At 31.2% G+C, this 14,821-nt stretch carries 12 protein-coding genes; all 12 read left to right on the forward strand.

Annotation, left to right across the window (positions count from 1 at the left end):
• The first annotated feature begins 288 nt into the window (after positions 1-288).
• The 12 genes from accD (at position 289) to AMD28_RS15855 (ending at position 14,132) form a co-directional block, all read left to right on the forward strand.
• Positions 289-1,146: an acetyl-CoA carboxylase, carboxyltransferase subunit beta gene (gene accD, locus AMD28_RS15800; RefSeq protein ID WP_055445121.1), complete on the forward strand. Its 858-nt coding sequence runs from the start codon at positions 289-291 to the stop codon at positions 1,144-1,146.
• A gap of 149 nt (positions 1,147-1,295) precedes the next feature.
• Entirely contained in the window at positions 1,296-1,565 is a 270-nt protein-coding gene (gene rpsO, locus AMD28_RS15805; RefSeq protein ID WP_055445122.1) for a 30S ribosomal protein S15, read from the forward strand.
• Between the two features lie 165 nt (positions 1,566-1,730).
• On the forward strand, positions 1,731-3,986 hold the full coding sequence (locus AMD28_RS15810; protein WP_055445123.1) for a polyribonucleotide nucleotidyltransferase: 2,256 nt from the start codon (positions 1,731-1,733) through the stop codon (positions 3,984-3,986).
• A 215-nt stretch (positions 3,987-4,201) separates the two neighbouring features.
• Entirely contained in the window at positions 4,202-5,608 is a 1,407-nt protein-coding gene (locus AMD28_RS15815; protein WP_083478350.1) for a glycosyltransferase family 2 protein, read from the forward strand.
• Between the two features lie 128 nt (positions 5,609-5,736).
• Entirely contained in the window at positions 5,737-6,903 is a 1,167-nt protein-coding gene (locus AMD28_RS15820; protein ID WP_055445124.1) for a tyrosine-type recombinase/integrase, read from the forward strand.
• 67 nt (positions 6,904-6,970) lie between these two features.
• Positions 6,971-7,477: a hypothetical protein gene (locus AMD28_RS15825; protein WP_055445125.1), complete on the forward strand. Its 507-nt coding sequence runs from the start codon at positions 6,971-6,973 to the stop codon at positions 7,475-7,477.
• A gap of 158 nt (positions 7,478-7,635) precedes the next feature.
• Positions 7,636-8,361: a hypothetical protein gene (locus AMD28_RS15830; RefSeq protein ID WP_055445126.1), complete on the forward strand. Its 726-nt coding sequence runs from the start codon at positions 7,636-7,638 to the stop codon at positions 8,359-8,361.
• A gap of 553 nt (positions 8,362-8,914) precedes the next feature.
• A complete protein-coding gene (locus AMD28_RS15835) occupies positions 8,915-9,709 on the forward strand; it encodes a hypothetical protein (RefSeq protein WP_055445127.1) in 795 nt (264 codons plus the stop codon).
• Positions 9,710-9,870: 161 nt separating this feature from the next.
• A complete protein-coding gene (locus AMD28_RS15840; RefSeq protein WP_055445128.1) occupies positions 9,871-10,791 on the forward strand; it encodes a hypothetical protein in 921 nt (306 codons plus the stop codon).
• Positions 10,792-11,346: 555 nt separating this feature from the next.
• Positions 11,347-11,958 (forward strand): hypothetical protein, encoded by a 612-nt coding sequence (locus AMD28_RS15845; protein WP_055445129.1) that lies wholly within the window; start codon positions 11,347-11,349, stop codon positions 11,956-11,958.
• Between the two features lie 167 nt (positions 11,959-12,125).
• A complete protein-coding gene (locus AMD28_RS15850; protein ID WP_055445130.1) occupies positions 12,126-13,115 on the forward strand; it encodes a hypothetical protein in 990 nt (329 codons plus the stop codon).
• A 225-nt stretch (positions 13,116-13,340) separates the two neighbouring features.
• Positions 13,341-14,132 carry a WG repeat-containing protein gene (locus AMD28_RS15855; RefSeq protein ID WP_161804645.1) on the forward strand — a complete coding sequence of 264 codons (792 nt, stop codon included), beginning with the start codon at positions 13,341-13,343 and terminating at the stop codon, positions 14,130-14,132.
• Positions 14,133-14,821 lie beyond the last annotated feature (689 nt).

Consider the following 14,821-nt stretch of genomic DNA (forward strand, 5'->3'; position numbering starts at 1 on the left):
ACAAAAGTTTCGTAGGGTCAGGCTGTCACTACTCGCTCTCTGCGAGGAGCTCAAACAAACCGTTCCATCCTTAACGCAAATCAAGGTAATTACTAAAATAAAAAATCCGTTTAAAGAGAATAACCTCAGTACTTAAACGGATTTTTTTATACAATAACAACACAAGAAAACAAGATAGCGACATCTATTTTGGAGTTGTATTAATAAAATGAGTAATTTTGCGTACTTATTTATTTAAAATAAGAACTAACTAAATTAATTTTAGAAAAACTAAAATAGTAAATCTATATGGCTTGGTTTAAAAGAAAAGAAAAAGGTATAACCACCTCTACTCAAGAAAAAAAAGACACCCCTAAAGGCCTTTGGTACAAATCTCCAACAGGTAAAATAGTAGACGCAAAAGAACTAGAAAAAAATCATTATGTAAGTCCAGAAGACGGTTACCACGTTAGAATTGGTAGTAATGAATATTTCGAAATACTTTTTGACGACAATAAATACAAAGAGTTAGATGCTAAATTAGAATCTAAAGATCCTTTAAAATTTGAAGACACCAAAAAGTACCCAGACCGTTTAAAAGCAGCACAAGAAAAAACCAAACTAAAAGACGCCGTGCGTACAGCAGTTGGAAAATCTAAAGGTAATGACCTAGTTATTGCTGCAATGGATTTTAGTTTTATTGGTGGATCTATGGGGAGCGTTGTAGGAGAAAAAATAGCTCGTGCAGCAGACTACGCATTAAAAAAGAAACTACCATTCATGATTATCTCTAAATCTGGAGGAGCACGAATGATGGAAGCGGCATTATCTTTAATGCAACTAGCAAAAACATCTGTAAAACTAGCACAACTAGCAGACGCAGGTATTCCATACATCTCTTTATGTACAGATCCAACAACAGGAGGAACAACAGCTTCTTTTGCTATGTTAGGAGATATTAACATTAGCGAACCAGGAGCATTAATTGGTTTTGCAGGACCTCGAATTGTAAGAGATACTACAGGTAAAGAATTACCAGAAGGATTTCAAACTTCAGAGTTTTTATTAGAACATGGTTTCTTAGATTTTATTACCCATAGAAAAGAATTAAAAAACCGCGTAAACCTTTATATTGACTTGGTACAAAACCAACCTATAAGAGCTTAACAACGAACACGATAACACAAAAGACCTTTAACTTAAAAAATTAAAGGTCTTTTTTATTTTTTATATATCTATATAAATAAAAATAACTATATTTGCCGCTCGAAAGACGAGCTTTCGTGTACATAAAAATCATTTACAATAATATTAGCATGTATTTAGATCAAAAAGCAAAAGAAGAATTATTCGCAAAACATGGTGGTAACGCAAAAAACACTGGTTCTGCAGAAGGACAGATTGCATTATTCACACATAGAATTGAGCACTTAACACAACACTTAAAAAATAATCGTAAAGATTATAATACAGAGCGTTCGTTAGTAATGTTAGTAGGAAAAAGAAGAAGCTTACTAGATTACTTAATTAAGAAAGATGTCTTAAGATATCGTGCAATAATTAAAGAATTAGGATTAAGAAAATAATCTCAATACAAAGACCACGCCCAACAGCGTGGTTTTTTGGTATATACTAACTCGTTTTGGAAGAGTCTAAACTCCATTATTGAAGAAGCTAAATTACAGTTTTTCATTGGCCACAACAACTACACAACACAACTACCAATGTTTAATTAGTATTAAAACTTATTTATGATTCCAAAAGTTTTTAAAGAGGTCATAGACCTAGGTGATGGAAGAGAAATTTCTATCGAAACCGGAAAATTAGCAAAACAGGCACACGGTTCTGTTGTTGTTCAGTCAGGAAAATGTATGATGTTATGTACAGTTGTTTCCAATTACAAACAATCACCAGTTGATTTTTTACCATTAACGGTAGATTATCGCGAAAAATTTGCAGCAGCTGGTCGTTATCCAGGTGGATTCTTCAAAAGAGAAGCAAGACCTAGTGATGGTGAAGTATTAACTATGCGTTTAGTGGATAGAGTTTTACGTCCATTATTCCCAAAAGATTACCACTCAGAAGTACAAGTGATGATCCAGTTAATGTCTCACGACGAAAACGTTATGCCAGACGCAATGGCAGGTTTAGCAGCATCTGCAGCTATTCAATTATCAGATTTCCCTTTTGAATGTGCAATCTCTGAAGCTAGAGTTGGACGTGTAAATGGAGAATTTGTAATCAACCCAACCAGAGCACAATTAGCAGAATCTGACATCGATATGATGATTGGAGCAAGTGCGGATTCTGTGATGATGGTAGAAGGTGAAATGGATGAAATTTCTGAAGAAGAAATGGCAGACGCAATTAAATTTGCACATGAAGCTATCAAAGTACAATGTGCTGCTCAAGTAAAATTAGCAGAAGCATTTGGTAAAAAAGAAGTACGTGAGTACGAAGGTGAAAGAGAAGATGCAGATTTAGAGAAGAAAGTTTATGACATGGCATACGATAAAGTATATGCTATCGCAAAAGCTGGATCATCTAAACATGAAAGAACTACTGCTTTCGCAGAAATTAAAGACGGAATTAAAGCTACTTTTTCGGAAGAAGAATTAGCCGATTTTGGAGATTTAGTTTCTAAATATTACAGAAAAGCAGAAAAATCTGCCATTAGAAACCTAACCTTAGATGAAGGTTTACGTTTAGATGGAAGAAAGACAGATGAGATTAGACCAATTTGGTGTGAGGTAGATTACTTACCATCTACACATGGTTCTTCCATCTTTACTCGTGGAGAAACGCAAGCATTAGCTACAGTTACTCTAGGAACATCCAGAGATGCAAACAAAATAGATATGCCATCTTACGAAGGTGAGGAGAATTTCTATTTACATTATAACTTCCCTCCTTTTTGTACAGGTGAAGCTAGACCATTAAGAGGAACATCTCGTAGAGAAGTTGGTCATGGTAACTTAGCACAACGTGGTTTAAAAGGAATGATTCCTGCAGATTGTCCGTACACAGTAAGAGTAGTGTCAGAAGTATTAGAATCTAACGGTTCTTCTTCTATGGCAACGGTTTGTGCTGGTACAATGGCACTTATGGATGCTGGGGTACAAATGATAAGACCTGTTTCAGGTATTGCAATGGGATTAATCTCAGATGCTGATTCTGGTAAATTTGCTGTATTATCTGATATTTTAGGAGATGAAGATCACTTAGGAGATATGGATTTTAAAGTAACTGGTACTTCAAAAGGTATTACTGCTTGTCAAATGGATATCAAAGTAAAAGGACTTTCTTATGATGTATTAGAATCTGCATTAGCGCAAGCTCGTGATGGTCGTTTACATATCTTAGGAAAATTAACAGATACTATTGAAACTCCTAATGCAGAAGTTAAGGATCACGCTCCTACAATGGTTACAAGACGTGTACCAAACGAATTTATTGGTGCGTTAATTGGACCTGGAGGAAAAGTAATTCAAGAGATGCAAAAAGAAACAGAGACTACTATCGTTATTAACGAAGATCCTGTGACTGAAGAAGGTATTGTTGAAATTTTAGGTGTTGGTAGCAAAGGAATTGATGCTGTTATGGCAAAAATTGATGCTATATTATTCAAACCTGAAGTAGGTAGTATTTACGAAGTAAAAGTAATCAAAATGTTAGATTTTGGTGCTGTTGTTGAGTATTTAGATGCTCCAGGAAACGAAGTATTACTTCACGTAAGTGAATTAGCTTGGGAACGTACAGAAAATGTTACAGATGTTGTAAACATGGGAGACGTTTTTGATGTAAAATACTTTGGTATAGACAAACGTACTCGTAAAGAGAAAGTTTCTAGAAAAGCTATTTTACCAAAACCAGAAGGTTTTGTTGAAAGACCACCAAGAGACGACAAACGTCCTGCTTCTCGTGATAACAGAGGTTCTCGTGACAATAGAGGTCGTGATAACAGACGTGATGACAGAAAACCAAGAGAAGACAAAAAAGAAGATTAATTCTTTTTAAACTTATAATACAAACCCAAATAGATTTATTCTATTTGGGTTTTTTTATTTCCACAAAACCCATTTTACTATATTCTTTTTCACACCCTAAATGCATAGGATTCTATCTATCAAATTATAAATTTATCTTAAATAAAGAATTGGAAACATCTAAATAAAAACCTCTCACGTAAATCTTATTTAATCTCACACATCCAAATAGATTTATGACCACAAATCCAACAGATTCCAGTACACTTCAAACAAAATCAAAAAAACGAAAGAATAGTATCCTTGCTTTTTTTAATAAGAATAGAAAAATAGAAAATCCGTTAAACAGATTAGTGCTCTTAAGCACTTTCTTACTTCTATTAATAGGCATGTATTTTTTCTATGTTTTTCATTCCGATTTTGAAGCATTCAACACCAATAACATGGGATCTTCTCTTGGCGTTAGCTTTATTCTTATTGCAGCAACCCTCTTTGCTTATAAGTTGCTTTTTTTCATGTATACCGCATTCAACTATATAAAATACAAACCCATTGCTTCTGTAACAGACAATGAATTACCAACCTGTACGGTAATTGTGCCTGCTTACAATGAAGGAAAACAAGTATGGGACACCTTAATGAGTCTAGCAAAAAGTAATTATCCAGAACATAAAATTCAGATTATATCTATAGATGATGGTAGTAAGGATGATACTTGGAATTGGATGCTGGATGCTAAAGAGGTATTAGGCGATCAATTAGAAATCTATCAACAACCAGAAAACCAAGGCAAACGTCATGCCCTTTATCGTGGGTTTCATTTAGGTACTGGAGATATTTATGTGACCGTAGATAGTGATTCTATTGTTACTAAAGACACGCTTAGAAACTTAGTTAGTCCTTTTGTATACAACGAACAATGTGGTGCCGTTGCAGGAAATATACGTGTTTTAAATAATAAAAAAGAAATGCTTCCTAAAATGTTGGATGTGAGCTTTGTGATGAGTTTTGAATTTGTACGTTCGGCAGAAAGCAACTTGAATTCGGTATTGTGTACACCTGGAGCTTTGGCTGCGTATAGAAGCACTGCAGTATTTAAATGTTTACCAGAGTGGATAAACCAAACCTTTATGGGGCAACCTTCAGATATTGGGGAAGATCGTGCCATGACCAACATGATTTTAAAACAAGGAAAACACGTACTATTTCAAAAAAATGCTGTTGCATATACCAATGTACCTGAAGAGTATTTAGGTTTATATAAAATGTTTATCCGTTGGGGACGCAGTAATGTAAGAGAGAATCTAGAAATGTCAAAATACGTTTTTACTAACTTTAGAGAAGGCGAAAAAATGGGAACTCGTTTATTATTTATCAGTCATTTTGTTAGAATAGTTATGAGTTATCCCTTATTAATTTTCATGCTATTTTTTATTTTGATACATCCTTTATTATTTATAGGATCTACCTTAGTTAGCATTTCTATTATATCTACTTTTTCATTAGTATTCTTTACTAATAGATATAAAACAACCCAAGGTTTCTGGGCATATACCTATAGTATTTTATACACTTTTGGTTTATTTTGGATTACACCCTATGCCATAGCAACAGCCAATAAAAGCGGTTGGTTAACACGTTGATGGATAGAAAAAGTTTTTTCTAATAAATTTCGCAAAGAAATTATAAAAAAAAGTATTACGGAAAGCCTTTCAAACTTTTGATAGGCTTTTTTTTTATATCTTTAGTTATCATTTTTTATTATAAACACATGAATTCCATCACACTAGAGCCATTTACACATAATGCAAAAAGTTGTATCGCGATTAAATTTGCTTATAATTTTGAAGTCAAAGAATATATTAAAAAATTTAATGGTGTGTATTGGACAAAAACGCATAGAACGTTTTATATCTATTACGACGAGGTTAGACTAGAAGACCTTAAAATTCATATTAAAAAAGAGAACTTACGCCTTTTAGAAACGCATGATAAAAATAGTATTCCACGATACAGTAAAGGCATCAAGGTAGAACTTAATCCTTTAAACAAAGAAAAAACAGAAGTCTACCGCTACTTTATAGAATTTTTAAAAGGTAAAAGATTTAGCTCGAGTACTATTGCGGCTTATGGCGGTTTTATACTCGAATTTTTACGATTTACCGATTCTAAACCTGTAAACGATCTTAATGAAAATGATGTAAGGCATTATATAGAATGGACTGTAGATAAATTAAATTATGCAGTTAGCACACATAGACAAATGGTAAGTGGTTTTAAGCATTTTGCCTATTTCTATCCTGCATGTTCTATAGATATAGATAAAGTCTATATGCCTAAAAAAGACAAAAAACTTCCAATTGTATTAAGTATAGAAGAAGTATTTTCCATATTACAAGTAACAAAAAACTTAAAACATCGTACTATTATAGCAATGCTTTATGGCTCTGGATTACGCATAGGAGAAATTATTGATTTAAAACTTAGTGATTTTGATTTTAGAAGAAAGCAGTTATATGTAAAAAACTCAAAAGGCAGAAAAGACAGATACACTACTATCGCCGAAAGTCTTTTCCCATTATTGAAAAATTATCATAATACCTATGCACCAAAACAATATTTTATAGAGAACCCTAAAGGCGGTAAATACACTGCAGGGTCTATACGTGCATTTCTTGCAAGAAACACTAAAGCTGCTGGAATACTAAAACCGGTAACACCACATACTTTACGTCATAGTTATGCCACACATATGTTAGAACAAGGTACAGATATTCGTTACATACAAGAACTACTAGGCCACAGCAGACCAGAAACCACAATGATTTATACACATGTATCTAGAAAAGATTTACAACAAATAAAGAGCCCTTTGGATAATGCAATTAAACAATTATCTTTACAGGATAACATTAACACAAAACTAACGATATCCTGACCTATTTACGGGATATAATCAATAAAAGTGATGATATAACACGTTGTACGCAAGCTAAAAAAACATTATGCTGGAAAGTTTACTATTCATATTATTAATTTTTATTGGTGGAATATTTCTGTTAATTTCTCTGATTGTATTATTATTTGGAATATTTAAGAAATCTCAAAAACTGAAAAAAATTGCATTCGGAATTGGAACAGTTCCAATAATGTGTTTTGGTTTAATTGCATTTTGGTATTTAATAGCAGTTCCATCTTTTAATAAAAGTGAAATGGAGGAATTTTCTGGAACTTATGAAATTCAAACTGTTGAAAAAGGAAAAGAAAAAACTAACTCTGAATTGAATTTATTTGCGGACGGAACTTATAAATTTAATGGAAAAGAAAATGTTGGAATTGCAAAAAGCGGAACTTGGAAAACTGGAGGAATTGATGGACAATTTGAATTTTATAACGAGAATGGAAATTTAATTGAATATGCTTCACAATTTGGAGGAAATGGAAACGAAAAAATCATATTTAATCTTTACAACTCGAATGAAATTAGATTTATAAAAATAAAGAATGAATAAAAGCCTGCGTACAACACCGTATATAATTTATTGCTGGCTTCTTGCCTACTTGCGAAAGTCCTCGCGGACTTTCTTTGTCCGTAATTATTTACTAAATTAGTTGCTTGAAACACGCAACAAACCATATACATCAACGTTAGCAAACATATGACCAACCAATGAAAATTCTCATATCATTCATATTTTTATTCCTAATTATAAGTTGTTCGGACAAAAAAGCCGAAAAAGGAATATCGGAATTTGACAAAGTTTTAGTAATTGAAAATGTAGCTGTGTTGGACTTCCTTGTTTCCGATTTTGAGAACGACTTTTTAAAAAGACAATATCCGAATTTGGATACTGAAAATGCTTACCGACAGTTTTTAATCGAATTACGTGATGAAAAAACCGAAAACTGGAAAAGCATATCCGAAAAGTCAAGGAATAAATTTAAAACGAGTGATTTACGACTAGAAATGTATGAATTTCCAGATTCAGTATGGATTATAGAAAATAGTGATTTTGACAAAATTGAGTCTGATTCTTTAGAATACATTAAACATCCAGTTCCATATATTAAATCGAGATATAAATACACTAATCCAGACGGAACTATCGAATATTCATATACAAGAGGGAATTCTTCAGAGCTTACGCCAAATTCTAATTTTGACTCTATTATAAACCTCGAATTGAATAGACCGAATTTCAATTACGCTGGGAAATATTTGCAAGCTTTGTCATCAATAAAAGATAAATGCAAATTTCATAAAGAATTTTACGAACAAAAAAATAGAGCTGGATTTTTATTCCCTGAATCGACAGCAAGAGTTATGCTAGAATATGATGTTGATTTGAACGATAAACTAAATAAAAAAATAATTGTGCTTGAATTAATATATTGAAAAAAATAAAATACGATTTGCTAACACCGTGTATAATTAATTGCTTTTTAAGTGCTTACTTGCGAAAATTCCTGCGGAATTTTCTCGGGTTCGTAAAAGTTTGCTAACTTACTCGCTTAACCACGCAACTAACCATACACAAAACCGTTGCTAACTATAACTCGGAAAAAATACCGAACGGAATTCATCTAAACTTTACGCTGAAAAAATCACTCAAAATCGGAATTAAATATTGCGGAATTATTTACTCAGCTGCTGAATTTACTCTTGCGGAATTTAGCCTGATTCGGAAAAGCCACTCAAACGGAATTAAAAAAACAAAATCAATTTGCTGACTTCACTCGGAATTGATCCATTAAGCGGAATTAAAAAACGTGATTACTCAAATGTCTCGCAACAGTTAGCAACAACGCATAAAAAAAATTGATATATTTAGAACTAATTTTAAAAGTCGTTGCACTTTTGCTACATCTGATTTTCCTTCGGAAAATCCTCGCTCGCAAAAACGCAACTATTTTTATACAAAACCGTTAGCCACAAGTTAAACATACTATTGAAAATCATACTTCACATTATAATTATACTTCTTTTAACTGCTGTTACTCAAATTGGTGGATTAATTTACCTTATTTCATTAATTCTAGTTAATAAGAAAACTGAAAAGAAAAGATTAAAACGAATCGGAATTTTCGCAACACTTTACATTTTTGCTACTTTTCTAATTGTACCAAACCTAGCTCCTACTTTTGGTCGTGAGAAAATAAAAGAAACAGAATTTCTTGAAGCTCATTCATTCTTTTACAAACTAGCTAATAGAAATTATGTTAAACCTCAATTAAACAAAGCAATTGGAAAAATAGCTAACGACTTTGAAAAACGGAATAGCGGAATCAGAATGGTTTATCTAGACGCAAATTTTCCTTTCATTGACAAATTCCCTTTACTTCCACACTTGAGTCACAACGACGGAAAAAAAATAGATATTTCTCTGATTTACGAAAATAAAAACGGAAAACTTACAAATAAAAAACCTTCTATAAGTGGTTATGGAGCTTTTGAAAGTCCAACTGAAAAGGAATATGACCAAATTTCTGTTTGCAAAAACAAAGGAAATTGGCAATACGATTTTACAAAATATGTCACTTTAGGTACAATTAATAAAGAAATAAAATTTTCAAATAAAGGAACTCGAGAATTAGCAAATCTAATTCTCAAACAAAATGAGATTGGAAAACTATTTATTGAACCTCATTTAAAACATCGACTGAATTTAAAAAATGGAAAAGTAAGATTTCATGGTTGTCAAGCTGTGAGACACGATGATCATATCCATTTTCAACTGAAATAAAACCAGTGGCTAACATCGCATAAAAATAATGCGTAGATTAGTGCTTAAACAAAGAACAGTGCTTTTTTGCTACTTCTGATTTTCCTGCGGAAAATCCTCGCACACAAAAACGCACTATTCTTATACGTAACCGTTAGCCACAATTTAAAATCAGAACGCAAATGAAACAAAATGACATACTAAAAATTGGAACATTTAGTATTTTATGCTATTTGATTTTAAGAGTAAGTCATTACATTTTAATTAAATCTATACTATTAGTAAATTTAAAATTCCAGATTGAAAATGAAATAATTCTTTTGGCTTTAAATGGAATTATTACTGGCGTTATACCTATTATTACTTTGATAATTGCCATCAATAAAAGCATATTAAAATCAATTATTCCGACTTTAAAAATCATATTTTCACTTTTTATAGGATTAATAGTTCTGACTTTTATTAGAGAAGGAATTGATATTTACAGAAATCAATATAAGTCAATATCAGGACTTGGCTCATTTAAAGAAACCTATTTTAATCAATTATCTTGGTCAATTGCTTTCTTCTTATTTGTTTCTATTGCATTACTAACATTCTATCTTATAAAGTTAGGTTCCTTGGAAAAACAAAACTTGGAAAAGGAATCTGGAATTTTGAAAATTGGAATTTCAAGTGTATTATGCTATTTAGTATTTGAAAAAGTATACCTAATTCTAACTTCAATACTTAATTGGATATACACACTATTGAAAATAGAAAACGAATTTATTATATTAGGTATTAATGTTCTATTTGGCTTATTGTCTATATTAATCTTAATAAAAATTTACAACCGAATTTTTAAAAATAAAATTCCTTCTAAAAAAGATATTTTATTAATATTATCAGTTGCAATTCTGCTAGTATTATTAATTTTCGGAAATACTTTTTTAATTACAGAATATATAGTTCATGCACCTGAATCAGAATTTATAAAATATAATTTCGTTACACAATCTAATTGGACTACCTCATTAAATTATTTGGTTAGATTTTTAGGACTAACTTATTTCATATGGAAAATATATTCCGAAAGAAAAACTGTGGCTAACATCGCATAAAAATAATGCGTAGATTAGTGCTTAAACAAAGAACAGTGCATTTTTGTTACATCTGATTTTCCTGCGGAAAATCCTCGCACACAAAACCGCACTATTCTTATACGTAACCGTTACATAAAATACCTCCGAAAATCGCAACTCCTATCAAAACCGAATTTCTAAAAAATAAATTTCTCGGAATTTCCATCACTCAAACTCTGAATAGTTGCTTACTCAAACTCTGAATTTATCATAAATTGGATTCTCACTCTTGCGGAATTTCTTACTCTAACGGATTTTAGAGTTAGTTTGCGGAATTATTAAATCAAAGGTAAAGATTGATCACTCAAACTCGGAATAAACCACTCTTGCTTCAAAGATCTAAGCAAACGTGATTACTCAAATGTGTCGGTAAATTATGTAACAACGCATAAAAAAAATTGCTATATTGAGAACTAAATTTAAAGATCGTTGCTCTTTTGCTACATCTGATTTTCCTTCGGAAAATCCTCGCTCGCAAAAACGCAACTATTTTTATACAAAACCGTTGTAAAACATTTGACCAAACCTACGAGAATGGATAGAACATTAAGAATTGCATCAAAAGTATTTTACTCGTTTCTGATTATTTTACTCATTCTAGGAATATCAATTTTTGGATTTGGATTTCTCAAAACAAACCCATTTTTTATGGTTTATTTGTTTCTATACTTTCTAATTCCTTTCTTGACTATTTCACTATTAGTAATCTTGTTTATTAATTTTAAAAAATTTGGCTTTCTGAAAGGCTTAAAGGAATCAAGTATCAATATTTTTACTTTAATACTATGTTTATTTCTATTCCTGACTTTACAATCCTATGCTTCTGAAAAAAGCAATCGAATTAATGTAAAAGTCATTAACGAAACGGAACTCGGAATTTCTAATGTTACGATAATTGGGCGCAATGCTAAATCCAAGATTGATACATTAGCTCCTTACCAAAACCAAACTGTTGTTTTTAAAGGAAAAAAGATTAATCGGAAATCGGAAAACGATTATGAAAATGAAATTCGATTATTGTATTATTATGATAATAAGTGGAGAGAAAACAAAATTTTAAGCGGATTTAGCAGATGGCGAGTTATTGATAAAGATTGGGAAATTAAAATCCATAGTGCTGATTCGATTGAATTAAAACAATTATAAAAACGTTTTACAACACCGTATATAAAAAATTGCTGGTGTTGTGCTAAAACAAAGGTCGTTGCACGTTTGCTACGTCTGAATTTCCTTCGGAAATTCCTCGCACGCAAACACGCAACTTTCCATATACATAAACGTTAGCAGTAATACGAAATTACTCATGAGAAATAATGGATAAATTTAGAAATTTTATTGAATATGGAATAGTCATGAATATGACCAAAATTTCCATGTGTCAACAAGATGACTTAACGAACCCAATTCTAAAAGATGGTTTTACAGAAGAATTTCCTTGCCATATATACTTTATTATTTCCCGACCAAGGGTTGCAATTATTCCTGAACGATGTGAGTTCAATGAATTAATAAAACTTGTTTTTCGCGTTCAAAAAGAATTTAGTTTTGAAGAGAAAATAATATTTCTTAAACCAATTGAAGACACTAAAAATTATAGAATTGAATCAGAATTCCCTCATTCAAAATTTTATATGTTTAATGGTGATAAACAAATTCTATACGCAAAAAGTGCATTATATTATGCTATGCATACTAGAAAATATTCAGAAGAATTTAACTCTGAACTACTTTATATTGGACAATCTTATGGAAAAAAAGGAGAAAAAGATTCTACTTCAAGACTTAAAAATCACTCTACTCTTCAAAAAATTTATTCAGAAGCAATTCAAAATAATCCAGATAAAGAAATATGGCTTAACTTACTTAGCTTCGATAGAGAGCTTCATACTTCATTTGATGGAACCAACAAACTAAATAAAAGACATGACAATGAAGTTCAGAATGTTAGTAAAATAATGTCTAAATTTATGAAAAATGAATTGAGCGAAAAAGAAATAATTAATTTCACAGAAGCCTCATTAATTAAATATTTCAAGCCCAAATATAACATTATGTTTAAAGATATTTTTCCAAGTATTGACCATAAATCTTATCAGGAATGTATTGAATTGGATGTAAATTCTGTAAGTTTTCAATTAGATACTGATTGCATAAATACCAAACTATTCACGGAACACATAAAACCTAGTTTTTTGAATATGGCTAGCTTCACTCTTAAATCAAAAGAATACAGAAAAAACTTATTTGACATTATTGATTCATCATTAGTTCCAACTACTTTTGGCAATATAAAAATAGAATAAGTACTACTGCTAACACCGTATATAATTTATTGCTGGCTTCTCGCCTACTTACGAAAGTCCTCGCGGACTTTCTTGGTCGGTAATTATTTACTAAATTAGTTGCTTGAAACACGCAACAAATCATATACAACAACGTTAGCTACAATGTTGAAAAAGAGCATACTTATAATATTAGTTACATATTTGACAATTATTTCTTGTCAACAAAAAGGCTATGCGCAAAATTTGGAACCATTTAAAGCAGATAGCCTTTGGGGATTTAAAGAAAGTAATGGTAATGTGAAAATAGAACCGCAATTCCAGTACGCAAAAGCGTTTTCTAACAATTTTGCTGTTGTTGCAAAAAACAATAAACTCGGATTAATTAACAAATCCAATCAAATCATCATACCATTTGAGTATGAATATTTAAAGCATCTTAAGGACGATAAATTTATATTTGGTTATCGAGCAAAATATTTAGGAGAATATAATTTGGGAATAATTGATACAACAAATAATGTGTTGATTAAACCTATTTATAGTAAAATTAAACTTAAAAATAACATTTTAGAAACAGTAATTAAAGAAGATAGTATAATTGGAAAAGGAGAAATTGGCGATACTCGTTCTATTAAAAATAAGCGTGGACTAACAACGCTAAATGGAGAGAGAATATTACCAAATGAATTTGATTATATAAGTTGGTTGGAAAATGGTTTAATAGTTTTAAGAAAAGAAAATCTTCAAGCATTATATAATCCAAACGGAACGAAATTGACTGAATTCGAATATATGGTTATTGGAGAATTCAATAATGGCTTGTCTAAAGTTCGAAAAGGAGATAAATACGGTTTTATTAACGAAAATGGTAAACTGAAAATTCCAACCGAATTCGAAATGTGTTATCCATTTGAGAACGGATTTTCGAGGATTGAATTAAATGATAAATGGGGAATTATAGATACTAACGGAAAATATGTTTTTGAACCAAAATATAGTTTCGAAGAAATGAAACAACGGATAAAAACACTGTAGCTAACACCGTATAAAAATAATGCTTAGTTTAGTACTTAATCAAGAGTCCGTACACTTTTGTTACGTCTGATTTTCCTGCGGAAAATCCTCGCACACAAAACCGCACTATTCTTATACATAAACGTTATATACAATTGCTCTGAAATTGTAACTCCTAATAAAACCGAATTACTAAAACCATAATTCATCGGAATTTTTTCTCACTCAAACTTTGAATTTAAAAACAAACTCTGAATCTCACTCAAACGGAATTTAAGCTTGTTTGCGGAACTTTAAGTTGTTTGTAAAACTTAATATAATACTGAATTTAATTCTACAGAAATATCACTCAAATGGAAAATCACTTATGCAGAAAAAAGCCTGGTTTTCTTTACGAGATTTTTTTGAGTTTTAAGAAGATAAATCCAACTCTAAAAATTTCGGAAAACTATTTCTGAATTTTTGCAGAACGCTCTCACTCTACTCTATCGCAAAAGTATATAACAACGCATAAAAAAAATGGCTATATTTAGAACAAAATTTAAAGATCGTTGCACTTTTGCTACATCTGAATTTCCTACGGAAATTCCTCGCACGCAAAAACGCAACTCTTTTTATACAAAACCGTTGGCAACAAGCTAAAAAAAATCCCGAATGAATCAAACTCTGGAACAAATATTTGAATTAGAAACTGCCGAAAAATATAACGA

The organism is Lacinutrix himadriensis (assembly GCF_001418105.1).
Lineage (GTDB): Bacteria > Bacteroidota > Bacteroidia > Flavobacteriales > Flavobacteriaceae > Oceanihabitans > Oceanihabitans himadriense.